The 20,925-nt window shown below is 66.9% G+C and carries 25 protein-coding genes; 9 read left to right on the top strand and 16 right to left on the bottom strand.

Annotated elements, in window-relative coordinates; translation table 11 throughout:
- The first annotated feature begins 241 nt into the window (after positions 1-241).
- A complete protein-coding gene (locus WDB66_RS09100; protein WP_339398238.1) occupies positions 242-688 on the top strand; it encodes a hypothetical protein in 447 nt (148 codons plus the stop codon).
- A 108-nt stretch (positions 689-796) separates the two neighbouring features.
- Here WDB66_RS09100 and WDB66_RS09105 read toward each other — a convergent pair whose 3' ends face one another.
- Both WDB66_RS09105 and WDB66_RS09110 read right to left on the bottom strand, forming a co-directional pair.
- Entirely contained in the window at positions 797-1,432 is a 636-nt protein-coding gene (locus WDB66_RS09105) for a ubiquinone biosynthesis accessory factor UbiJ (protein ID WP_339398239.1), read from the bottom strand.
- Between the two features lie 72 nt (positions 1,433-1,504).
- Positions 1,505-2,518: an NAD-dependent epimerase/dehydratase family protein gene (locus WDB66_RS09110; protein WP_339398240.1), complete on the bottom strand. Its 1,014-nt coding sequence runs from the start codon at positions 2,516-2,518 to the stop codon at positions 1,505-1,507.
- 170 nt (positions 2,519-2,688) lie between these two features.
- Between WDB66_RS09110 and WDB66_RS09115 the strand changes: the two genes are divergently transcribed.
- Positions 2,689-3,276 (top strand): LOG family protein, encoded by a 588-nt coding sequence (locus WDB66_RS09115; RefSeq protein ID WP_339398241.1) that lies wholly within the window; start codon positions 2,689-2,691, stop codon positions 3,274-3,276.
- A gap of 37 nt (positions 3,277-3,313) precedes the next feature.
- Here WDB66_RS09115 and WDB66_RS09120 read toward each other — a convergent pair whose 3' ends face one another.
- Together WDB66_RS09120 and WDB66_RS09125 are read right to left on the bottom strand one after the other, a co-directional pair.
- Positions 3,314-3,700: a TfoX/Sxy family protein gene (locus tag WDB66_RS09120; protein WP_339398242.1), complete on the bottom strand. Its 387-nt coding sequence runs from the start codon at positions 3,698-3,700 to the stop codon at positions 3,314-3,316.
- Positions 3,697-4,179, bottom strand: coding sequence for a GAF domain-containing protein (locus WDB66_RS09125; RefSeq protein ID WP_339398243.1), 483 nt, complete (start codon positions 4,177-4,179; stop codon positions 3,697-3,699). The genes WDB66_RS09120 and WDB66_RS09125 overlap by 4 nt, the downstream gene beginning before the upstream one ends.
- Positions 4,180-4,295: 116 nt before the next feature.
- Between WDB66_RS09125 and bioD the strand changes: the two genes are divergently transcribed.
- A complete protein-coding gene (gene bioD / locus WDB66_RS09130; RefSeq protein WP_339398244.1) occupies positions 4,296-4,991 on the top strand; it encodes a dethiobiotin synthase in 696 nt (231 codons plus the stop codon).
- 123 nt (positions 4,992-5,114) lie between these two features.
- Here the strand turns inward: bioD and WDB66_RS09135 are convergent, their stop codons facing one another.
- The 8 genes from WDB66_RS09135 to phhA form a co-directional block, all read right to left on the bottom strand.
- On the bottom strand, positions 5,115-6,326 hold the full coding sequence (locus tag WDB66_RS09135; protein WP_339398245.1) for a D-alanyl-D-alanine carboxypeptidase family protein: 1,212 nt from the start codon (positions 6,324-6,326) through the stop codon (positions 5,115-5,117).
- Positions 6,327-6,451: 125 nt separating this feature from the next.
- Positions 6,452-7,531, bottom strand: a complete 1,080-nt coding sequence (locus WDB66_RS09140) for a septal ring lytic transglycosylase RlpA family protein (protein ID WP_339398246.1) — start codon at positions 7,529-7,531, stop codon at positions 6,452-6,454.
- On the bottom strand, positions 7,528-8,532 hold the full coding sequence (gene mltB / locus WDB66_RS09145) for a lytic murein transglycosylase B (RefSeq protein ID WP_339398247.1): 1,005 nt from the start codon (positions 8,530-8,532) through the stop codon (positions 7,528-7,530). The genes WDB66_RS09140 and mltB overlap by 4 nt, the downstream gene beginning before the upstream one ends.
- The gene (locus WDB66_RS09150) at positions 8,441-8,860 is read right to left on the bottom strand and encodes a hypothetical protein (protein ID WP_339398248.1); all 420 of its coding nucleotides are present in this window, start codon (positions 8,858-8,860) and stop codon (positions 8,441-8,443) included. The genes mltB and WDB66_RS09150 overlap by 92 nt, the downstream gene beginning before the upstream one ends.
- Before the next feature lie 48 nt (positions 8,861-8,908).
- On the bottom strand, positions 8,909-10,321 hold the full coding sequence (locus WDB66_RS09155) for an FAD/NAD(P)-binding protein (RefSeq protein ID WP_339398249.1): 1,413 nt from the start codon (positions 10,319-10,321) through the stop codon (positions 8,909-8,911).
- A gap of 117 nt (positions 10,322-10,438) precedes the next feature.
- A complete protein-coding gene (locus tag WDB66_RS09160) occupies positions 10,439-11,560 on the bottom strand; it encodes an OprO/OprP family phosphate-selective porin (RefSeq protein ID WP_339398250.1) in 1,122 nt (373 codons plus the stop codon).
- A 151-nt stretch (positions 11,561-11,711) separates the two neighbouring features.
- Positions 11,712-12,050, bottom strand: coding sequence for a YegP family protein (locus tag WDB66_RS09165; protein ID WP_339398251.1), 339 nt, complete (start codon positions 12,048-12,050; stop codon positions 11,712-11,714).
- A 101-nt stretch (positions 12,051-12,151) separates the two neighbouring features.
- On the bottom strand, positions 12,152-13,036 hold the full coding sequence (gene phhA, locus WDB66_RS09170) for a phenylalanine 4-monooxygenase (protein ID WP_339398252.1): 885 nt from the start codon (positions 13,034-13,036) through the stop codon (positions 12,152-12,154).
- Between the two features lie 126 nt (positions 13,037-13,162).
- On the opposite strand from phhA, the gene WDB66_RS09175 reads away from it, so the two are divergent.
- The 5 genes from WDB66_RS09175 to WDB66_RS09195 all read left to right on the top strand — a co-directional run bounded on the left by WDB66_RS09175 (position 13,163) and on the right by WDB66_RS09195 (position 16,082).
- A complete protein-coding gene (locus tag WDB66_RS09175; protein ID WP_339398253.1) occupies positions 13,163-13,651 on the top strand; it encodes an Lrp/AsnC family transcriptional regulator in 489 nt (162 codons plus the stop codon).
- Complete coding sequence (locus WDB66_RS09180; RefSeq protein ID WP_339398254.1) at positions 13,648-14,361, top strand: pseudouridine synthase; 714 nt, start codon at positions 13,648-13,650, stop codon at positions 14,359-14,361. The genes WDB66_RS09175 and WDB66_RS09180 overlap by 4 nt, the downstream gene beginning before the upstream one ends.
- 82 nt (positions 14,362-14,443) lie before the next feature.
- Entirely contained in the window at positions 14,444-15,064 is a 621-nt protein-coding gene (locus WDB66_RS09185) for an ECF-type sigma factor (protein WP_339398255.1), read from the top strand.
- 14 nt (positions 15,065-15,078) lie between these two features.
- Positions 15,079-15,618: a pseudouridine synthase gene (locus WDB66_RS09190; protein WP_339398256.1), complete on the top strand. Its 540-nt coding sequence runs from the start codon at positions 15,079-15,081 to the stop codon at positions 15,616-15,618.
- A 257-nt stretch (positions 15,619-15,875) separates the two neighbouring features.
- Entirely contained in the window at positions 15,876-16,082 is a 207-nt protein-coding gene (locus WDB66_RS09195) for a DUF2061 domain-containing protein (protein ID WP_339398257.1), read from the top strand.
- Between the two features lie 233 nt (positions 16,083-16,315).
- Here the strand turns inward: WDB66_RS09195 and WDB66_RS15235 are convergent, their stop codons facing one another.
- The 4 genes from WDB66_RS15235 to aceF form a co-directional block, all read right to left on the bottom strand.
- Positions 16,316-16,594 carry a GFA family protein gene (locus tag WDB66_RS15235; protein ID WP_489670845.1) on the bottom strand — a complete coding sequence of 93 codons (279 nt, stop codon included), beginning with the start codon at positions 16,592-16,594 and terminating at the stop codon, positions 16,316-16,318.
- Complete coding sequence (locus tag WDB66_RS09200; RefSeq protein WP_339398258.1) at positions 16,479-17,084, bottom strand: hypothetical protein; 606 nt, start codon at positions 17,082-17,084, stop codon at positions 16,479-16,481. Before WDB66_RS09200 ends, WDB66_RS15235 begins: the two co-directional genes overlap by 116 nt.
- 29 nt (positions 17,085-17,113) lie before the next feature.
- Positions 17,114-18,919, bottom strand: coding sequence for a dihydrolipoyl dehydrogenase (gene lpdA / locus WDB66_RS09205; protein ID WP_339398260.1), 1,806 nt, complete (start codon positions 18,917-18,919; stop codon positions 17,114-17,116).
- 70 nt (positions 18,920-18,989) lie between these two features.
- Complete coding sequence (gene aceF / locus WDB66_RS09210; protein WP_489670846.1) at positions 18,990-20,324, bottom strand: dihydrolipoyllysine-residue acetyltransferase; 1,335 nt, start codon at positions 20,322-20,324, stop codon at positions 18,990-18,992.
- Between the two features lie 278 nt (positions 20,325-20,602).
- On the opposite strand from aceF, the gene WDB66_RS09215 reads away from it, so the two are divergent.
- Positions 20,603-20,905 (top strand): hypothetical protein, encoded by a 303-nt coding sequence (locus WDB66_RS09215; protein ID WP_339398261.1) that lies wholly within the window; start codon positions 20,603-20,605, stop codon positions 20,903-20,905.
- Positions 20,906-20,925: the final 20 nt, after the last annotated feature.

Consider the following 20,925-nt stretch of genomic DNA (forward strand, 5'->3'; position numbering starts at 1 on the left):
CACCGCGTCCGCCACTGCATCCGCAACCGCGCCAACCCTGCATCCGCACGCACCGTGCAGGATGCAGACTGGCCGCCTGTGGTAGCGCAATCTGCACGGCCGCAGCGCGGACGGACAACGGGGGTTTTCTTTATCCGACTGTTTTCATGTGGAATTTTCGCCCTTCCACACATGGCACGCTGCTTGCTGATGAAGACTGCCGGCGCCTGGTCGCCGTTGTCTTCAACCCAAGGAGAACGCCATGCGAGTTGCCCTGATCACCACCGCCATCGCCAGTGCGTTGATGCTGGCTGCCTGCAACCAGCCGGACACGCCACAGGAGAACCGGGAACGCGTTGCCGAAGCCCGCCAGGAAGCCCAGCGCGACGTGGCTGAAGCCCGTCAGGAGGCCAGCCGCGCCGAGGCCGAGGCGCGCCGCGACGTGCAGCAGGCCGAGCATGAGGCACGCGATGAACTGCGCCCGGTGCAAGCCGAAGCCGTGCGCGAGTCCGCCCAAGCCCGACACGATGTAGCCGTGGCCGAGGCCGAAGCCAAGCACCGCGTGGAAACCGAGAAGTGCCGGGTGTTGGAAGCCAACGCGCGCAGCGCCTGTGAAGAGGCTGCCGATGCCAATCTCGAATCAGCCAAGGCGGCCGCCAAATCCCGTCTGAGCCAGGCCCACAATTCCGCCGACCGGCACGAGCAGTAAGCCCGCGTCCTGCGCCGATCAGCGGCGCAGAGACCCGTCACGCAACCCAAGCCCGGCAACCCGCGTTGCCGGGCTTGTTCGTTCAACCACTCCGCAGAATGTGTGGGCTCAGACGCTGCCGCTGCGGCGCTGGATCTTCCGTTCCAGCCGCTCGACCGCGTCGCGCAGATCGTCGACGTCGTCGCAAAAGGCTTCCAGTTCGGCGCGGGCGACCAGGTCGCGGCTTTCTTCGGTGAGGAACTGGGCGCCATCGCGGGCGGCGGCCTTGCCGGCATTGCGCAGCCCGCCGAGCGCCTGCTTCAGGCCCTGCGCCAGTTGCACGCCGAGCACTTCGCCGAAGGTGGAAACGAACAGGCCTTCGACATCCGGATCGTAGCGTTGCACCAGTTGTTGCAGGCGCCGCGCCAGTTCGGCATCGCCGCTGATGCGCATGCGGCCGACCGTGGCGGTGGTTTCCCGCCCGGGCAGCAGTTGCGACAGCAGGGCGCCGAGCGAGGCGCTGAGGCTGAGGTCGCCTTCGCCGCTTTGCGGCACCGGGCCGATCTGGAAGCGGCCGTCCTGCCAGGTGGCGGCGAACGCCAGCGGCGGTGCGGTCAAATGGAACTCCAGCCGACGTCCCTGCAGCGGCGCGAGCTGTTCAGCGAAGCCCGGATCCAGCCGTACGATGCGATCCAGCACGCCGCCGAGCAGGCGTCCGAGCGTGGATTTCACAAGGGATGGAAGGGCAACCGGTTCGGCATTCATCGCAGCATCCGCCACAGCGGGAAAACGTGCAGTGTAGCCATTCGCGACGTCGATATCGTGACCCCGGTCATCTCATCCCGCAGGTTTCTGCTCGCGCCACCAGATGCCGAGCTGGCGTAACCCCTCGATCAGGCTGACGCGCGGCTGGTAGCCGAAATCCTGCCGCGCGGCGGAGATGTCGTAGTAGTGCGGGGTGGACAGCTGCTCGGCGAGGAAGCGCGTCATCAGCGGCTCGCCCTTCAGCGGCAGCAGCGAATACGCCAGCTCCATCGCGGCGCCGGCGGCATAGGCCACGCGGAATGGCAGCAGCTGCGTGACACCCGGCGTGCCGGTGGCGCGCAGCAGGCTGTTGACGATGTCGGCGATCGAACGCGGTTCGCCGTTGGAAATGAAATAGGCCTTGCCGGCGCAGGCCGCGTCGGGCTTTTCGTGCAGTGCGTCGAAGGCGTCCAGATGCGCCTGCGCGGCGTTGTCGATATAGGTGGTGTCGATCTGGTTCATGCCGTCGCCGACGAACTTCAGCTTGCCGGCGCGCGCACGTTCGACCAGACGCGGCAGCAGGTGGTTGTCGCCCGGTCCCCAGATCAGGCGCGGGCGCAGCGCGACGGTGGAAAGCGCATTGCCGTTGGCGGCCAGCACATGCTCTTCGGCGACGCGCTTGGTGGCCGGATACCAGGCCTTGAAGTGCTCGGCCGGCGGCGCGTCCTGTTCATTGCCACCCAGCACCGCGCGCCGGCCGCGATGCGCGACGCTCGGGGTGGAGGTGTAGACCAGGGTGCGCACGCGGTTCATGCGGCAGGCCGCGATGACATTCCAGGTGCCACGCACATTGGCATCGAAGTAGTCGTGGAAGCTGCCCCAGGCGCCAGCCTTGGCGGCGACGTGGAACACCGCGTCGACTTCGTGGAAGGCGCGGCTGACATCCTCGAAACTGGCCAGATCGCCCTGGATCTGGCGCACACCCAGCGCATCCAGCCCGGCATGACGGCTGCGTGAATACGACAGCACCTCGTGGCCGCGCGCCACCAGCCCGGTGCAGACCGCCTTGCCGAGGAAGCCACCGCCTCCGGTCACCAGCACCTTCATTGCCTTCCACCCTGTTTGCCGCCTGACCGCCCAATGTAGGTTTGCCCCGTTGCCGGCGCAACCATGCGGCGCAAAGCGGCCGGGTTTCCGTGATGCCGCCCATGCTTTGCCGGCCACGCGGCCGCCGCGCACGGTGGCACAATCGCGGTCTTTTCCAGAGGATCACCGCCATGCGCGTCTGCGTTTACGCCGCTTCCAGCGACCATGCCAATCCCGAATACACCGCCCAGGCGTACCGCCTCGGCATGCTGCTGGCGCACGCCGGCTGCGAACTGGTTTACGGCGGCGGCTCGCGCGGCTCGATGGGCGCGGTCGCCAATGGCGCGCTGGCGGCCGGCGGCCAGGTGATCGGCATCCTGCCGCGCTTCATGGCCGATCTGGAATGGGGCCATCCCGGCCTGACCCGGCTGGAACTGGTCGAGGACATGCGCGAACGCAAGCACCGGCTGCTGACCGGTTCGGACGCGGTGGTCGCGTTGCCGGGCGGCTGCGGCACGCTGGAGGAACTGTTCGAGGCGATCACGCTCAAGCGCCTGGGCCTGTACCTGAACCCGATCATCTTGATGAACACGCGCGACTACTGGCCGCCGCTGCTGCGCTTCATGCAGGAACAGGTCATCGACGAGCACTTCATGAACCCCGAACACCGCGACATCTGGTCGCTGGCACAGACCCCGGAAGACGTGCTTCCGACCATCGCCGCAGTGCCGCGCTGGAGCGAGAACGCGCGTGATTTCGCGGCGGTGCGCGGCAACTGATCCGCACCCGCCGCATCGTTTCAGGCGCGGGCCAGGTTCAGTCCTCGCGCTCCCGGCTGTCGTCATCGTCTTCGGTGAAATCCATCGCTTCCGCCGGCACATCCTCGCCATCGACGACGACATCGCGCACTTCCGACACCGTCAGCGCCGCCACCCGGCCGCGCGGCGGCGGAATGTTGGCGATCTGCGCTTCGGCCAGGGCCTGAAGCTCGGCGCGACGCTCCTCCGGCACCTTCTGCCAGTGGCAGCCCAGCAGCGCGCCTTCCAGCGCGTACAGCATGTTCAGGCTGGGCCGGAAGCCGGCGCGTTTGCATTTCACATAGGCCGCCACGGCGCCCACTTCGACCAGGTCCTCATGCGTGCGCACGCCCACCTGGCGCAGCCAGGCGACGGCCTTGGGACCGACTTTCAATGGTGTACTCATCCAATCGACTCCAGATACAGCGCGGCGAGCGCGGCCAGGCCGGCCTCGTCGTCCGCATCGAAACGTGCCGGTTCGGGGCTGTCCAGATCGAACACACCCAGCAGCTGGTCGCCCAGGAACAGCGGCACCACCAGCTCCGAACGCGACGCCGCATCGCAGGCGATGTGATCGGCAAAGGCATTCACATCGTCCACCCGCTGGATTTTTCCGCTCTGCGCCGCGGTGCCGCAGACCCCACGCCCGAGTGCGATGCGCACGCAGGCCGGCTGGCCCTGGAACGGGCCGACGACCAGTTCCTTGCCATCGTAAAAATAGAACCCGACCCAGTTCAGCGCCGGCAGCGCGTGGTAGACCAGCGCGGAAAGATTGGCGGCGTTGGCGATGCGGTCACGCTCGCCATGCAGCAGGGCGCGGGCCTGATCGGCCAGCTGGCGGTACTGCTCGGGCTTGGTTCCGGAAAGGGTGGTGGCGGCAAACATGGGGGCACCGGATCAGCAACGGGAACTGGCAAGTGTACCGCCGCGCGCGCGGCAGCCCGAGCCGTGGCCGGAACGCCGCTGTTTCCCCGCACGCCGCGCTGCGGCATGCTGCGGCCATGACCCGCGCCTTCTTCATCACCGGCACCGATACCGGCATCGGCAAGACCGTGGCCAGCCTGGCGCTGATCCACGCCTTGCGGGCGCGCGGGCTGGATGCGGTCGGAATGAAGCCGGTCGCCGCCGGTGCGGAGCAGGATGCGCAGGGCTGGCGCAACGACGATGCATTGGCTCTGCAGCAGGCCAGTGCCGGCCATCCGGACTATGCGCTGGTCAATCCGGCCTGCCTGCCGGAAGCGACCACGCCGCAGCTGGCCGCCAGCCTGGCCGCCGAACCGATCCGGCTGGAGGCGCTGCTGGCCGCCTACGAACAACTGGCCGCGCGCGCCGATGTGGTGGTGATCGAAGGTGCGGGCGGCTGGCTGTCGCCGTGGGCGGCGATGCTTGACCAGTCCGCGCTGGTGCGGGCGCTGGGCATTCCGGTGATCCTGGTCTGCGGTCTGCGCCTGGGCGGGATCAGCCATGCCCGTCTGAGCGCGCGGGCGATCGTGGCCGATGGCTGCACCCTGGCCGGCTGGATCGGCAATCGGTTGTTGCCGGAGCCGGCACATCCGGAAGGCAATCTGGCGGTGTTGGCCGGCCATCTGCCGGCGCCGTGTCTGGGTGTGTTGCCGCAGATGTCAGGTGGGGATGTGGCGGCTGATAGCTGTCTGCGGTTGGAGCTGCTGTTGGGTGGGCCGGTTTCAGCTGGGTAGGCCGGCCAAGGTGAAATGGCCGGTTGAGTGTTCTCTCGGGCTTCTGGTCCCGGGTGCGCTTTGCTTACCGGGCTACGTGCCCGGGCTGCGTGGTGGCGGGATCCGGTTGAGGCGGGCCGGGTATCAGTCCGATTCCCACCAGAGCCAGAATCCGTCGCTGATGCGTTTGAAGAAGCCGGCTTCCGGTGCGTCGGCCAGCGCCACCAGCGGGCGTTCGACCAGTGGCTTGTCGTCCAGTGACAGGCGCAGCACGCCAACCTGCTGGCCCTTGGTGAACGGCGCCACCAGCTGGCGTGGCAGGTCCATTTCCGCCTTGACCGCCTCATAGCGGCCGCGCGGCACGGTCAGCAGCAGCGGCTGTTCCAGGCCCAACGCCAAGGTTGCGGTGTCACCCTTCCACAGCTTCGGCTCGCTGACCGGCTGGGCGGCGTCGTAGAGCTTGTGGGTTTCAAAGAAACGGAAGCCCCAGTTCAGCAGGGCATAGCTGTCCTCGGCGCGCTGTTTCTCGCTCGGCGAACCCATCACCACGCTGATCAGGCGCTGTTCGCCGCGCTTGGCCGAGGCCGCCAGGCAGAAGCCGGCTCCGGAGTGGTGGCCGGTCTTGATGCCATCCACGGCGCTGTCCTTCCACAGCAGCGAGTTGCGGTTGAACTGGCGGATGCCGTTGAAGGTGAATTCCTTGACCGCGTAGTGGGCGTAGTCTTCGGGGTAGTCGTTGATCAGATGGTGCGAGAGGCGCGCGATGTCGTGCGCGGTGGTGTAGTGGTCCGGCGCCGAGAGGCCGTGCGAGTTGACGTAGTGGGTGTCGTTGAGACCGAGCTTTTTCGCGTAGGCGTTCATCAGATCGGCGAACGCGGCTTCGCTGCCGGCCACGTATTCGGCCAGCGCGATCGAGGCGTCGTTGCCGGACTGGATGATCATGCCGTGCAGCAGATCGCCCAGTTTCACCTTGGAATTGACCGGCAGGAAGCTGGTCGAGCCGTCGGTGCCGCCACCGCCGCCGCGCCAGGCGTTTTCGCTGATCGGCACCTCGTCATCGACCGAGATGTTGCCGGCGGCCAGCTCGGCCGAGACCACGTAGGAGGTCATGATCTTGGTGATGCTGGCCGGTTCGACGCGCTCTTCCTCGTTGTGCCCGGCCAGCACCTGGCCGGTGGCATCGTCGATCAGGATCCACGCGGTGCCGGTCACCGAAGGTGGCTGCGGCGTCACCACCGGGGTGGCGTTGGGGGTCGGGCGTGGCAGCGGCTGCGGCACCGGGTGGTCCTGGGCGGCAGCGGGCAGCACCAGCAGCGCGCCAAGCAGGCCGGTGGCAAGCGTCAGGGAAAATTTCATCGCGGAAACACACTCCATTGTCGTGTTCGGGCCAGTTCCATCGCGGTATATGGACGCGCGCGGGCCGGAAAGGTTCGAATTATCGATGCGGCGCGGTGCGCGCGCATGTTGTCAGCGCCGGCGGTTCACTCGCGGATCAGCGTCGGCACACCCAGCCCCAGGCCATGCAGGCGGTCGGAGATGGCCTGGCTGCGCTGCGGCGAGGCGAACGGCCCGACCCGCACCCGGTAGACGGTACGTCCGCCGACCCGGGCGCGCGCGATGTCGGCGTCGGAAATCTTCTCGGCGCGCAGCCGCTCCAGCAATCGCCGCGCATTGTCCTTTTCGCCGAAGCTGGCAACCTGCAACCAGACCGGTCCGCTGCTGTCTTCACGCGCCCGGGTGCTGCTGGCGGAAGCGCGGGTGCTGGTGGTCGTGGCCGGCACCGCGCCGGCGCGGGCTGCGGCCCAGGCCTGTTCCGGCGGCATTGCCGCAGGCGGTGGCGGCGGCGCGACGCCGGGCTTGAGCGCGCGCACTTCCACCGGGGCGGTGCCGTTGACGTGCACGCCGAGTTTGACTGCGGCGGCGTAGGACAGATCGATGATGCGGCCTTCATGGAACGGCCCGCGATCATTGACCCGCACCACCACGCTGCGGCCGTTTTCCAGATTGGTGACGCGCGCATGGGTGGGCAGCGGCAGCGATTTGTGCGCGGCGCTGAACTGGTACATGTCGTAGGGTTCGAGGCTGGATGTGGCGCGGCCGTGGAACTTGCTGCCGTACCACGATGCAATGCCGCGCTCGACGTAGCCCTCGGCGTTGTCCATCACGTGATAGCTCTTGCCCAGCACCGTGTACGGCGAGCGGTTGCCGTAGCGCGCGCGCGGTTCATCGGTCGGCACCGGTTCCACCAGATGACTGACATCGGGTGGAATCGCCGGGCCGCCATCGGCCACGCCGGGTTTGTAGAGACCGCCGGCGGTGTATTCGCCGGGCTGATCCGGGCGCGATTCGGTGACACGCGACGGGTACGGCGACGTGCTACCGGAAGCGCCGGATGATCCGCGTGCATCGCTGTCCGGCTTGACCGCCTTGCCAGCGCAGGCGGCCAGCAGCGCGATCAGCAGCAACACCGGCACCAGGCGCAGACCCTGCCGGATGCGTGCTGCGGATACGGCACGGCGCCCGTGGCAGTCCGGGCCGTGGGGTCGGGCAGGCCGGCTCACGGCTCCAGCGTGGCGCTGTCGGTGCCGGCGATGGCCTGGGCCAGCTGGAACACGGCCATCGAGTACAGCGGCGAGCGGTTGTAGCGCGAGATCACGTAGAAGTTGTTGAACGTGATCCAGTGTTCGGTGCCGTTGGCGCCTTCCAGCGTCAGCAGCGTGGCCGGTGCGGCGTGGCCGATGGCCTCGGATGGGCGATAGCCTTTTTCAGCCAGTTCGAGCAGCGTGAAGGTGGCTTCCATCGAGCCGGGCTTGAAGTCCTCCGCACCCTCGGCCCGGATCGCCGGCAACGCGACCGGTTCACCCGGCTGCCATTTGTGTTCGGCGAAATAATTGGCGACCGAGGCGAACACGTCAGGCAACGAATTCCACAGATCGCGGCGGCCATCGCCATCACCATCAGCCGAATAGGCGCGGTAGCTGGACGGGATGAACTGGCCCCAGCCCATCGCGCCGGCGTAGCTGCCGGTGATCGTGGCCAGATCCAGTTCCTCTTCCTGCGCCAGCGCGAAGGCGTGCACCAGCTCGCTGCGGAAGAAGGTGGCGCGTGGCTCGTGGAAGAAGCCCAGCGTGTACAGCGCATCCAGCACCTTGTAGCGCCCGGTGTTGGCGCCGTAGCTGGTTTCCACGCCCAGGATCGCGACGATGATTGAGGCCGGCACGCCGGTGCGCGCCTCCACCGCGGTCAGCGCGTCGCGGTGGGTTTCAAGGAAGGCACGGCCCTTGTTGATGCGGTCCGCAGTGAGGAAGATCGGACGATAGTCCTTCCACGGCTTGGCTTCGGCCGGGCGCGTGATCGCATCGATGATGCTCTGCTGGTATTTGGCCGCGTCCAGCAGCGGCGCGACCACTTCCGGCGCGATGCCGTGCTTGTGCTCGACTTCGGCGAGGAAATCCTGGCGCTGCTGCGCATCAATCCTGCCGCTGTTGGCGCCGGCGACGAAGGCCGGGGCGCCCAGGGCCAGGGCGAGAACGAGGGCGATGGGACGCGGGATGAAAGGCATGGCGTGACGGGATTTCAAGGGTGGCGCGCAGTGTACACGGCTGCGCCGCCAGACCACGCCGCAGGGCGAAACGCACGCGGCGGGGTTCAGTCTCGGGCAATGCCGGAACCAGCTGCCCGGCACGGCGTTTTGCAGCCATCCAGCGCCAACCCAGCAGCGCGGCGGGCACCAGTACCAGCCAGTACGGCAGCCAGCCCAGCCAGGCGTGTTGCCAGGCCGGTGCCAGCATCAACACCAGCGCGCCCACCACCAGCCAGTGCAGCAGCAGCGCATCGAACAGGCCGACCTGCGGTGGCAGGCGGCGCGAAGCAGGCTCGGAACAGCGCATGTCTTTCTCCGGGATGAGGTCCGGAGTGCAGCCTGCACCGCCCGTGTCTCACGCGCTGAGACGCGGCCGCGACAGGTCCGCAGCAGCATCCTCGCCAGCCACAGGCGTCGGCTCGCCGGTCAGATGTGCCGCCAGCGCGACCGCAGCACGGCGCAGTTCCGGGATCGCGATGATTTCCCACAGCTGTCCGCACTGCAGCGGGCCGAGCAGGTGCAGGCCCGGCACCACCCGGCCCTGACGGTCCAGCACGGTGCCGTCGGCATCGGTTTCCAGCCCCAGGCCCAGTGCATCGGGCCGTACCAGACCGGCTTCGCGCAGGTGCACCAGCAAGGCGTGCCGGGTGCGGTTCACATCCACTTCCAGCCCGGTGGCGCGCAGCAGCACATCGTGCGTGACCGCGCGCGTGGTGCTGGCGCCGCGATCGCGCAGCACGCTGACCACCTTGCCGCGATCCAGCCCGGCATGCAGCAGGCGGCCGGCATGGATCTGCAATTGGCCGCTGTCGCGCATCGCCTGGAGTTCTTCATGCAGTTGCGGCGCGATGCGGTGGCGGTGCACATCCCAGTAGCTGCGCAGATGGCGCAGGAAGCGGCGCCGCTGCGTCGTGTCCAGGCGCTGCCAGAAGCCCTGGATATCCGGCCGCAGCGCATCGATCAGGCGGCGCCAGTCGTCGACCACGCGCGCGACCTCGCGCAGCCCGCGCAAGACCCGGTGCAGATCGCCTTCCTGCCAGGCGCGTTGCAGCTTCGGCGGCAGCGTTACCGGGGCACTGGGGTGCAGCGCGTGCGGCAGCGGTGCCAGGCCATGGCGCGACAGCGCGTCGATACGGCCACGATGACCACGCCGCCGCAGGCTGATCGCCACATCGGCAAAAGTCAGGCCGGTGCCGACCACCAGCACGCGGGCCTGCGGCCGGATGCGTTCCAGCGCGCCACCGCTGAACGGGGTGGCGATGTAGTTCGGGCTGGCGACCAGATCGGCGTCCAGCCCGGACATCGGCTGCGGCGGCAATGCGCCGGGCGCCAGCACCACGCGCGCAGCGATGAAACTGCCACCATCGGCCAGGTAGATGCGGAAGCCATCCGTCACCCGTTCCAGCGACACCACGTCGGCATGCAGGCATTGCAGCTGCACGTTGCGGCTCTCGCCCCAGGTGATGGCGGCATCGAGCTGTTCGGCCAGGTAATCGCCATACAGCATGCGCGGCAGGAAACCTTCGCGCGTGGGGCTTTCCAGTTCCAGCCAGTCGGCGAATGCCGCCGGTGCGGCCGGGTCGATACCCAGATCGCAGGCGCGCACGTTCAGGCAGTGCTCCTTGTACGGTGTGCCGTAGGCCACGCCGCGGCCATGGCTCTCGGCATGGCCGAGCAGCACGATGCGGCTGCCGGGCGCGGCACGCTGCACCAGCCCGCGTGCCAGCGCCACGCCACTGAAGCCGGCGCCGATGATCGCGATATCCATATCCTTGAACTCCTGTGTGGCAACGGCTGCGATGACGGGACGCCATACAAGCGCAGCACGCATTAGAAATCGGTTAGCGCCGCGTTCGGATGACGTGCGCAGATGGGGTGACGCAGCTCAGAACGCAAGCTGCATCCGCGCCTGGAGGCTGCGGTGATCGTCCAGCAGCGCCGGCTGCGCGCTGCGCACCTGCACCAGATTGAGCTGGAATTTCAGGTACTGGCCCAGATACCAGTTGCTGCCCAGGGTCCAGCTGTGGGCGCGATGTTCGGGTGCGGCGCCGGTCTCCAGTTGCGCATCGCTGTAGCGCAACAGGAATTCGAAGGCGCTGGCCGCGCCGCTGCCGGGCTTGACGTTGCCGACACTGCCATCGGCATAGCTGCGCGAGGCCCCGCCCGGCACCCAGCTGGCGGTGAGGTAATGACCGCGCGCACGGACATCCGGCTGGCCGGCATCGCGTGCCAGACGCGCCTGCAACAGTTCGCCCTGCAACGAGAACCCGCCCTTGATCCACAACCCGTCGATGGCGCCGCGTCGGATCCGGTCGACCTGCGTCAACGCGCCACCATCAAGCAGGAAGTGTTCGGCCAGATTGGATTCGGGCCGCGCCCGCAGCCGCACCGTGGCCGTATCGTGCGGGGATTCCTGTGCGGCCGAGAGGCCCAGATGCAACACATCAGCCGGCTCTGCACGCGGCGCCCAGACCGCGCGCGCGGCCGCCATCGAGCCGGGGTTGCCGCCATCCAGATCGTTGCCGGAAAAATAGGCCGCGCGCAGCGTGGTCGCCTGCCAGCTATTGCTCCATTCCAGCCCGACGCGCCGGCCGGGAAACACCAGTTGCGTGGCCAGCGCCGTTTCCAGAAACGATGTGGCGCTGGACGAACCCAACCCTTCCAGCCCGAACGGCACCTTGATCTGGCCCAGACGCAGGCGACCGGCGCCGGCCTTCCAGGCGCGGCTGTCCAGTTGCAGGAACACATCGGCCCAGTTGCCGGCATCCACGTCGTAGACCGCAGTCAGCTCGAAAACATCGCGATGTTCCAGCGCCAGACCGATCTCGGCACGGCGCACACCCTGCCCGTCATCAAGGCGCGGTTCGCCGGAAAACCACGCCCGGTCCAGCGCCAGATTGAGTTTGGGCGTCAGCACGGTGTGCTGATCCAGCTCCCATGCGAGCGGCGCGGCGATGGCCCGCAGCGGCAACACGGCCAGCGCCAGCACCACCATTGCGTTAAACATGCCGTGCATCGGCGTCCTCACTGCGTGAACCGCCTGCGGCCAACGCCCGGGCGGCAAAACCACGGGGTGCCGTGATGGCGCCCCGTTTTTCGTTTGCAACCGGCTTCCACGCAGGGAAGGGTTGTCGTTTCCTTGCCGCGCGCTGCGGCGATCAACCGGCGGTGAGATCCTTCACCGTGGTGGTCGGACCGTTGTTGCGGACCGAGGCGATACCGGTGGCGCGCGACGCAGCCGAGGCGTACATCTGGCTGGTGCCGATCACCTGATGATTGGCCGCCTTGAGGTTGAAGTAGAACTTGCCGTTGGAGGCTTCCTTCAACTCGTAGCGCGCCTCGTCCGGGCTGTTGGTCTGCACCGAGGCGATGCCGTTCTCGGCCGATGCCCGGGCCTGGTACAGCTCGCTGGTGAGAATGGTTTCGCCGTTCCCGGCCTTCAGCACGAAACGGAACTGCCCGTCTTTCGCCTTGCTCAGCTCATACCAACCCGCCATCTTCATCTCCGCAATATCAGCGCGACAGTGCGCCGTTGGAACGATACCCGCCGCGCGAGCTGCAAGCCACCACGGCCCGCGCCCCGCTCAGACGTCATTGCTCAGACATCACCGCCCGCATCCCAGCCTTCACCGCTGCCGTGCTGGATCACCACATCGCCGGGCACGGTCGCGCCGGCCGGCAGATCCTCGCACTGGCGCAGGCGCTGGTAGATCGGGGTGAAATCCGGGCGCGTGGCCTCGAACAGCTGCTCGAAGCTGTCGATGACGAAATAGCTGCGCTGGAAGCTGTCGATCCGGTAGCGCGTGCGCATCACCCGCTCCATATTGAATTCGATCCGGTTGGGCACCTCCGATTCCAGGCAGAAACGGCTCTCGCCGGCGCTGCTGAGGATGCCCGAGCCGTAGATGCGCAGCCCCTGCGCACTGCGGATCAGGCCGAACTCCACCGTGTACCAGTACAGCCGCGCCAGATGCTGCAACGCCGCCTCGCCCTGGCCCACGGCCTTCAGCCCGCCCAGACCGTAGGCGCGCATGTATTCGGCGAACACCGGATTCATCAGCAGCGGCACATGGCCGAACAGATCGTGGAACAGGTCCGGCTCGCTCAGATAATCCAGCTGTTCCGGCGAACGGATCCACCAGGTGACGGGAAACTCGCGCGCCGCCAGATGGCCGAAGAAGGTTTCCTCCGGCAGCAGCCCTTCCACCGCCACCAGACGCCAGCGCGTGGCGCGCCACAGATGTTCGTTGAGTTCGTCGAAGCGCGGGATCTTCCCGGAATCCATCTGCATCGCCGCCATCGCGGCGAGGAATTCATCGCAGGCGCGACCGGGCAGCACTTCACGCTGGCGCGCATACAGCTGCGCCCAGACCGCGTGATCGGTGCTGCTGTAATCGCTCCACGGCTGCTCCACCACGCCGGTGGCGTAAACCGGCACGTAGCCCTTGTCGGTGACCTTGTGTTCCAGACGCTGCGCAACCATCGGCGGACCCCTCCGTATTCGTGTTGACGTCAATGTACCGCTGAAGCCGCGCAACAGGATTGCTTTGTTGCGTAAAATAGCCCGACATTCGCAATAATTTGCGAAGAATAGGGGAGACACCGAAGAATGAACCAGACCACCGCCGAGTTCGACCGCACCGACCTGGCCATCCTTGCGCTGCTCCAGACTGAAGGCCGGCTCACCAATGCCGAGCTGGCCGAACGCGTGAACCTGTCGCCCTCGGCCTGCCTGCGCCGGGTGCAGCGGCTGGAACGCGACGGCGTGATCGCCGGCTACGGCGCACGGCTTGAGCCGCAGCGCATCGGGCTGGGTTTGCAGGCCTTCGTGCGGCTGCAACTGGAACACCGCGACCGCGCCCAGGTGGAGCGTTTCTCCGAGCTGGTGCAGGACTGGGACGAAGTGGTGTCCTGCCACGCGCTGACCGGCGACATGGATTACCTGCTGCATATCGCGGTGGCCGATCTGGAACATTTTTCCCGCTTCCTGCTTGATCGCCTGCTGCACGCCGGCATCGTGGCCGATGTGAATTCCAGCTTCGTGCTGCGTGTGGTCAAGGCCGGCCACGCCCTGCCGCTGCCGGCGGCGCGCGGATGAGCGCGATTCCGGAATCGCTGGAGGTGCTGTTCCACGACGAACACCTGGCCGTGGTCAACAAGCCGGCCGGGCTGATGGTGCACGACAGCAAGCTGGCGCGCGGCGAACGCGATTTCGCCGCCGACCGGCTGCGGGAGCAGTTCGGCCGTCCGATCCATCTGGTGCACCGGCTGGACCGCGCCACCAGCGGCTGCCTGCTGCTGGCGTTCTCGCGCGAGAGCGCCTCGGCGCTGGGCAAGCAGTTCATGTCGCGCGATGTGGAAAAACACTATCTGGCGGTCTGCCGCGGCTGGCCGGAAGCCGACGCCTTCAGCATCGACCATCCGCTCGATGGCGGCCCCGGCAAACCGGAGAAAAAGCCCGCGCTGACCCATGTGCAGGTGCTGGCGCGCGGCGAACTGGACGAACCGGCCGCCGGCTTCCCCACCTCGCGCTACGCCTTGCTGCAATGCCGCCCGGAAACCGGCCGCTTCCGCCAGATCCGGCGTCATCTCAAGCACATCGACCACCACCTGATCGGCGATACCAGCCACGGCGACGGGCGCCGCAATCTGACGTTCCGGATGCGCGGCATCCACCGTATGCTGCTGCACGCCTGGCGGCTGGACTTCGATCACCCGTTCAGTGGCGAGCGCCTGAGCCCGCTGGCGCCACCGGATGCGGCGTTCAATCGCGCGCTGGCGCTGTTCGACTGGCACCTGCCGGAATGATCGGCCCGGATCAGTCACAATCAGGCGGTCCGGCGTTGGCAGGCCGGGCCATTTCCAACGCGTGCAGACAGGACGATCCATCGTGAACTCCGGTCCCCCGATACCCGAAGCCGACGACGCGCTGGGCCGCATCACGCAGATTCTGGCGGCGGCCGGCGAGGCCAATCCGCTGGATGCGCTGATGCCGCTGGTGCATCAGGACCTGCGCCGCCTGGCGCGGGCGCAGCGGCGCCAGATGGCCTCGGGCGAAACCCTGTCCACCACCGCGCTGGTCAACGAGGCCTATCTGAAACTGCGCCGCGCCGACTATCCCGGCCTGGAAGGGCGCGCACATTTCTTCTCGCTGGTGGCGCGCGCGATGCGTCAGATCCTGATCGACCACGCGCGCTCGCGCCTGGCCGAACACCGCCGCATGCGCGAGGTCGAACGTGATCTCAACGCCCGCCCGTTCGAGAACGCCGCCGATCTGGCACGGCTGCTGGAAGTGGACTCGGCCCTGGACAAGCTGGAAGAACATTCCCCGCGCCTGGCCCAGGTGGTGCTGTACCGCTACTTCGCCGGCTACAGCCCGCAGGAAACCGCCGATCTGCTCGATGTACACGTGCGCACCGTCACCCGCGACTGGCACAAGGCCCGCGCCTGGCTGCTGATGGCGCTGGACCGCAACGGCAGCGGGACAGCACCGTCCGATCCGGACGCCTGATCCATCGCGCTTCGATGCTGATCGCCTTCAACAAGCCGTATGGCGTGCTGTGCCAGTTCACCGACCGCAGCGTGCCGCCGCGCCCGACCCTGGCCGGATTCGGCCTGCCGCCGCAGGTCTATGCCGCCGGGCGGCTGGATTTCGATTCGGAAGGTTTGCTGCTGCTGACCGACGACGGCCGCCTCGCGCACCGCCTCACCGACCCGCGCCATAGGCAGCACAAGACCTATCTGGTGCAGATCGAAGGCGAACCCGATGACGCCGCGCTGGAGGCATTGCGCCGTGGCGTCACGCTGAAGGACGGACCAACGCTTCCGGCCCGCGCCCGCTGTGTTGACCCGCCCGACTGGCTCTGGCCGCGCGACCCGCCGATCCGGGTGCGCAAATCGGTGCCGGACAGCTTCATCGAATTGACCATCACCGAAGGCCGCAACCGCCAGGTACGACGCATGACCGCCGCCGTCGGTCATCCCACGCTGCGTCTGGTGCGGTTGGCGATCGGCGCGCATCGGCTCGATGGATTGATGCCCGGGCAATGGCGCGAAGCGGATTGAGGTGTGCGGCATCCGGTGGGTGATATCGCGCCCGCTGCGGGTGCGCGATCAACGGCCCAGAAAACTACTCGCCGCACCGATCCACCCGGCGATTCCACCCCTTCGACCGCATCCACCACCTGGCCGCCCTGCGATGCCACCTCACCCGACCGCCCACACACCCGGACACACCATCTATCGAACCGATAGGAAACATCCGTTGGACGCCTTCGCCATGCCATAGATAATGAGATTCATTCTCATAAAGAACCATGACCATGACCAAGACCCTGAGCTTTGCCATCCTGCATTCCGGCGTCGCCTTCATGATCGGCTGGCTGTTCACCGGCAGCTGGCTGGTCGGCGGCGCACTGGCGCTGGTCGAACCGGCCTGCAACACCGTGGTGTTCCATTTCCACGAAAAGGTGTGGAAGAAGATCGAACAGCGGCGCCGCGAAGCGCCCGATACCGTGGTGGCGGTGTGAGGCCCTGGCAGACACCCACCTGCCCGGCACGGATCACCCACGCACCCTTGCTGCGGATTCACCCATCACGACCGGGCGCTGAGGGAACACGCCCACACCTCCGACTTGTGCGGCGTTGTGCTGCAACGCGCCAGCTGTGCGGCTGATCCCGCACATCGCCTGACCACCGCTTTCTGGCGGGGAATTGCTGCCGTCGCCGGCAGGTTTTTCGGTGGTTCCGGTCCCGGGTGCGGCTACGCCTTACCCGGGCTACTGGGCTGGCCGCAATGCATGGCGAGCATCAGGCCACCGGACCAGCGCCGACACATCGAGCAATGGCACAGCCCAACGTCGCCGCGCTCCAGTGCGACGACCTCGATTGCGCTGCACAAGCAGGTGCCTTTCATGCGCTTGGCCTCAGTCGTCGGATTCAAATGTCTCGTAATAAGCCCGGCACTCTGCGCGGCCGGCTTGTGCTTCTGCGCTGTCATCCCAAGGTGCATACCCTGCTGAAGGCTGCTCGATACAGTCATGGATCGGCTCCTCTCTGCGCAGGTGGCCTTCCACGGCCGCGATGTACGCCTCCCACTGCCCTATACGGCGGACTTTACTCACGCCAGATAAAATGGAGCGGAAGCCGAGAGGACGCGAAGCCGAACACCGGAATACTCCAAGCAGCTCACCGTGTGGCGTGCCAGCAACGAGAAAGTCACTTCCAGGTACCAAGGGAAGGCCACAATCGCCCCCACCCACCCCGGATGCCAGATGCTTGATCCCGTCCGGCTCTCCCTTGTACGACTCCAACACTTCGAACTCCGCCAGCAACGGCGGGTTGTCCCAGTAGAAGGTTCTCGACTCCATGAACGCGGGATTCAGGTGGACGCTCCCGACCCGCACCAAGGCAACGAACTCCGACGAATCGAGTTGCTCGGCCAATGTCCTGTTGACGCAGGAACAGGCGCTCGCTCCTGCACCAACGAGGAGAAGTCCCATCGCTGAAATCGTCAGGAAAACGCGCTTCATGACATCACCTCTGGCCGGTAGTTGCCGGGTTATTTGCGCTTGGGAATATAGAGATCCGTAATCGTGCCTTCGTAGATCTCGGCCGCCATCGCCACCGATTCGCTCAGGGTCGGGTGCGGGTGGATGGTGGCGCCGATGTCGGCGGCTTCGGCGCCCATTTCGATGGCGAGGGCGACTTCGGCGATGAGGTCGCCGGCGTGCGGGCCGACGATGCCGCCGCCGATGACGCGGTGCGTGGCTTCGTCGAACAGCAGTTTGGTGAAACCTTCGGTGCGGCCGATGCCGATGGCGCGGCCCGATGCGGCCCACGGGAACTTGGCGGTGCCGATCTTCAGGCCCTTGGCCTTGGCCTCGGTTTCCGTGACGCCGACCCAGGCGATTTCCGGATCGGTATAGGCCACCGAGGGGATCACCCGCGCCACCCATTCGCGTTTTTCGCCGGCGGCCACTTCGGCGGCGAGCTTGGCTTCGTGCGTGGCCTTGTGCGCCAGCATCGGGTTTCCGACGATGTCGCCGATGGCGAAGATGTGCGGCACGTTGGTGCGCATCTGCGCATCGACCGGGATGAAGCCGCGCTCGTTGACGTTGACACCGGCGCTGTCGGCACCGAGCTTGGCACCGTTCGGCGCGCGGCCGACGGCGACCAGCACGCGGTCGTAGTTGCCGCTTTCAATCGCAGGTTTCTGACCTTCCACGGCGCTTTCAAAGCCGACGGTGATGGCTTTCTTGCTCGCCTTGACCGTAGCCGCCTTGGTCTTCAGATGCACCGTGACGCCCTGCTTCTTCAGGCGATCGGCCAGCGGTCTGACCAGATCCTTGTCGGCGCCGGGCATCAACTGGTCCATGAACTCGACCACGGTGACTTCACTACCCAGCGCGCGGTACACGGTGGCCATTTCCAGCCCGATGATGCCGCCGCCGACCACCAGCAGGGATTTGGGCACTTCGGCCAGTTGCAGCGCATCGGTGGAATCCATGATGCGCGGGTCGTCCCACGGGAAGTTCGGCAGCTTCACCGCCTGCGAGCCGGCCGCGATGATCGCCTGTTCGAAGCGCAGCAACTGCGTCTTGCCATCGTCGCTGGTGATTTCCAGTTCGTGCGGCGAGACGAAGCGGCCGCTGCCCTGCACCACGCGCACCTTGCGCTGCTTGGCCATGCCGGCCAGGCCCTTGGTGAGCTGGCCGACGACTTTTTCCTTGTAACTGCGCAGTGCGTCCAGTTCGATTTTCGGCGCACCGAAATGGATGCCGAAATCGGCCGCGTGCGCGGCTTCATCGACCACGGCGGCAGCATGCAGCAGCGCCTTGGATGGAATGCAGCCGACATTGAGGCAAACGCCGCCGAGGGTGGCGTAGCGTTCCACCAGCACCACATCCAGCCCCAGATCGGCGGCGCGGAAGGCGGCGGTATAGCCACCGGGGCCGGAACCGAGCACGACCAGGCGGCATTCGATATCGGCCGGCTTGCCGCTGCCCAGCGCCGGTTTGGGCGCGGATGGTTCGGCCGGGGCGCGATGCGAGGGCGACACCGGCGGTTTTGCAGCCGGGGCCGGAGCCGATGCGGCAGGCGCGGCAGCGGCACTGTCGGCGCTGGCTGCGGCGGTTTCCAGCACCGCGATGACGGCACCTTCGGACACGGTATCGCCGAGTTTCACCTTCAGTTCGACCAGCGTGCCGGCCTCGGGTGCCGGCACTTCCATCGTGGCCTTGTCCGATTCCAGCGTGACCAGCCCTTGGTCCTTGCCCACCGTGTCGCCGACGGCGACCAGCAGTTCGATCACCGGCACATCGGCAAAGCCGCCGATATCCGGAACCGTGATGTCGATGCGTGCCATGGAGTCCTCCCGCAGGCGTTGTATATCGTGAAGGAAGGGCGCGCGGTCGCGGCGCGCACCCTGGGCGCTGTCAGAGCAGCAGGCGGCGGATGTCGCCCAGCTGGCGCGCCAGATAGCTGGTGAAGCGGGCCGCTTCGGCACCGTCGATGACGCGGTGGTCGTAGGACAGCGACAGCGGCAGCATCAGGCGCGGCTTGAACTTTTCGCCATTCCACACCGGCTGCATCGCGGCCTTGGAGACGCCCAGGATCGCCACTTCCGGCGCATTGATGATCGGCGTGAAGCTGGTGCCGCCAATGCCCCCGAGCGAGGAAATCGACATGCAGCCACCGCTCATGTCGGCAGGGCCGAGCTTGCCTTCGCGCGCCTTCTTGCTGATTTCGCCCAGCTCGGCAGCGAGCTGCAAAAAACCCTTCTGATCGCAATCGCGCAGCACCGGCACCACCAGGCCGTTGGGCGTGTCCACCGCGATGCCGATGTGGAAGTACTTCTTCAGCACCAGGTTGTCGCCATCGAGCGAGGCGTTGAAACGCGGGAATTCCTTCAGCGCGCTGACCACGGCCTTGATCTGGAACACCAGCGGGGTGATCTTCAGATCCTTGTTCTCGGCACCCAGCTGCTTGCGGAAGGCTTCCATCTCGGTGATGTCGGCCTGCTCGAACTGGGTGACGTGCGGGATCATCGCCCAGTTGCGCGCCAGGTTGGCACCGGAAATCTTCTTGATACGCGACAGCGCAACGCTTTCCACTTCACCGAACTTGGCGAAATCCACCTTTGGCCAGGGCAGCAGGTTCAGGCCGCCGCCGGCTGCCGGAGCGCTGCTGGTGATGCCGCCGCTCAGCGCGGATTTGACGAAGTTCTGCACGTCCTCGCGCAGGATGCGGCCATCGCGGCCACTGCCGCGCACCTGCATCAGATCGACACCCAGCTCGCGCGCGAACAGGCGGATCGCCGGGGTGGCATAGGGCACCTTGTCCGGCATCACCGCGTCGGCATCGAACACCACCGGCGGCGTGCGCGGGCCGGCGCTGTCGGCGTCCGGTGCGGCAGGCGCAGCGGCGGGTGCAGCAGGCGCTTCCTTCTTCGGTGGCGGGGCCGCAGCCGCAGCGGCCGGGGCTTTTTCCTCCTTGGCCGCTGCTGCGGGCGCAGCCTCGGCGGTGCCGGATGCGGCCTCCTCGATCAGCGCCACGACGCTGCCTTCGGCCACCTCATCACCCAGCTTGACCTTGATCTCGCGTACCACGCCGGCAAACGGCGCCGGTACTTCCATCGTGGCCTTGTCCGATTCCAGCGTGACCAGGCCCTGGTCCTTGCTCACGGTATCGCCGGGCGAAACCAGGACTTCGATCACAGGAACGTCGGCGTAGCCCCCGATATCGGGAACCCGTGCTTCTTTCAGGCTCATGTCCTTCCCTCGTGCTGCCAGACCGACATTCTGACTGCACTGGTCCGGGGGGCGCCACTGTCACATCGGCGGAATCGCCCTGTCCCTGTCTGTACGCGCGCCGTCCGCCGCCGCCGCCGTGTCCGCCGGCGGACATCCGGCGCGCTTGCCGGACACAAGCATGCAATCAGCGACCAATTGTAAGTTATTGATTTGTATGATATGGTTGTTTGGCTCGAATATTGCTTTACCCGATGTGCGGAGAAGCTTCACCACGACAACAACAAGGAGATGCCACCATGACCCATTCGACCCGACGCCTCGCTCTTCGACGCCCGCTGCGCCTGGCCGTTCCGGTGATCGCGCTGGCAGCCCTGGCCCTGGCGGGCGAACCCCTGCAGGAACCGGCCAACACCGCGTTGGCGAACCTGTGCGAACCGGCGTCCACGCAGCTGGCCGGCAGCGATGCCGCCGCATCCGGCGACACCAGCGCCGATATCCGCCAAGCCGAGGAACACCGCGCACGCGCCGCGACCCGCATCCGCTGGTCGCTGACGCTGCCGGCGCTGTCGCGCCCGCTGGGCCGGATTTCCGGCGCCTGATACCTTCTCTCCTTTCCCGC

The organism is Denitratimonas organivorans (genome assembly GCF_037478135.1).
Taxonomy (GTDB): Bacteria; Pseudomonadota; Gammaproteobacteria; order Xanthomonadales; family Xanthomonadaceae; genus Denitratimonas.

Bases quoted from the DNA above. Each gene is read 5' to 3' on its own strand.
- WDB66_RS09180 (WP_339398254.1), top strand. From the start codon at position 13,648: ATGAGCGCGATTCCGGAATCGCTGGAGGTGCTGTTCCACGACGAACAC.
- WDB66_RS09125 (WP_339398243.1), bottom strand. From the start codon at position 4,179: ATGTTTGCCGCCACCACCCTTTCCGGAACCAAGCCCGAGCAGTACCGC.
- WDB66_RS09175 (WP_339398253.1), top strand. From the start codon at position 13,163: ATGAACCAGACCACCGCCGAGTTCGACCGCACCGACCTGGCCATCCTT.
- bioD (WP_339398244.1), top strand. From the start codon at position 4,296: ATGACCCGCGCCTTCTTCATCACCGGCACCGATACCGGCATCGGCAAG.
- WDB66_RS09160 (WP_339398250.1), bottom strand. From the start codon at position 11,560: ATGTTTAACGCAATGGTGGTGCTGGCGCTGGCCGTGTTGCCGCTGCGG.
- WDB66_RS09165 (WP_339398251.1), bottom strand. From the start codon at position 12,050: ATGGCGGGTTGGTATGAGCTGAGCAAGGCGAAAGACGGGCAGTTCCGT.
- WDB66_RS15235 (WP_489670845.1), bottom strand. From the start codon at position 16,594: ATGACTGTATCGAGCAGCCTTCAGCAGGGTATGCACCTTGGGATGACA.
- mltB (WP_339398247.1), bottom strand. From the start codon at position 8,532: ATGCCTTTCATCCCGCGTCCCATCGCCCTCGTTCTCGCCCTGGCCCTG.
- WDB66_RS09155 (WP_339398249.1), bottom strand. From the start codon at position 10,321: ATGGATATCGCGATCATCGGCGCCGGCTTCAGTGGCGTGGCGCTGGCA.
- WDB66_RS09100 (WP_339398238.1), top strand. From the start codon at position 242: ATGCGAGTTGCCCTGATCACCACCGCCATCGCCAGTGCGTTGATGCTG.
- phhA (WP_339398252.1), bottom strand. From the start codon at position 13,036: ATGGTTGCGCAGCGTCTGGAACACAAGGTCACCGACAAGGGCTACGTG.
- WDB66_RS09120 (WP_339398242.1), bottom strand. From the start codon at position 3,700: ATGAGTACACCATTGAAAGTCGGTCCCAAGGCCGTCGCCTGGCTGCGC.
- WDB66_RS09105 (WP_339398239.1), bottom strand. From the start codon at position 1,432: ATGAATGCCGAACCGGTTGCCCTTCCATCCCTTGTGAAATCCACGCTC.
- WDB66_RS09110 (WP_339398240.1), bottom strand. From the start codon at position 2,518: ATGAAGGTGCTGGTGACCGGAGGCGGTGGCTTCCTCGGCAAGGCGGTC.
- WDB66_RS09190 (WP_339398256.1), top strand. From the start codon at position 15,079: ATGCTGATCGCCTTCAACAAGCCGTATGGCGTGCTGTGCCAGTTCACC.
- WDB66_RS09200 (WP_339398258.1), bottom strand. From the start codon at position 17,084: ATGAAGCGCGTTTTCCTGACGATTTCAGCGATGGGACTTCTCCTCGTT.
- WDB66_RS09150 (WP_339398248.1), bottom strand. From the start codon at position 8,860: ATGCGCTGTTCCGAGCCTGCTTCGCGCCGCCTGCCACCGCAGGTCGGC.
- aceF (WP_489670846.1), bottom strand. From the start codon at position 20,324: ATGAGCCTGAAAGAAGCACGGGTTCCCGATATCGGGGGCTACGCCGAC.
- WDB66_RS09215 (WP_339398261.1), top strand. From the start codon at position 20,603: ATGACCCATTCGACCCGACGCCTCGCTCTTCGACGCCCGCTGCGCCTG.
- lpdA (WP_339398260.1), bottom strand. From the start codon at position 18,919: ATGGCACGCATCGACATCACGGTTCCGGATATCGGCGGCTTTGCCGAT.
- WDB66_RS09195 (WP_339398257.1), top strand. From the start codon at position 15,876: ATGACCAAGACCCTGAGCTTTGCCATCCTGCATTCCGGCGTCGCCTTC.
- WDB66_RS09115 (WP_339398241.1), top strand. From the start codon at position 2,689: ATGCGCGTCTGCGTTTACGCCGCTTCCAGCGACCATGCCAATCCCGAA.
- WDB66_RS09135 (WP_339398245.1), bottom strand. From the start codon at position 6,326: ATGAAATTTTCCCTGACGCTTGCCACCGGCCTGCTTGGCGCGCTGCTG.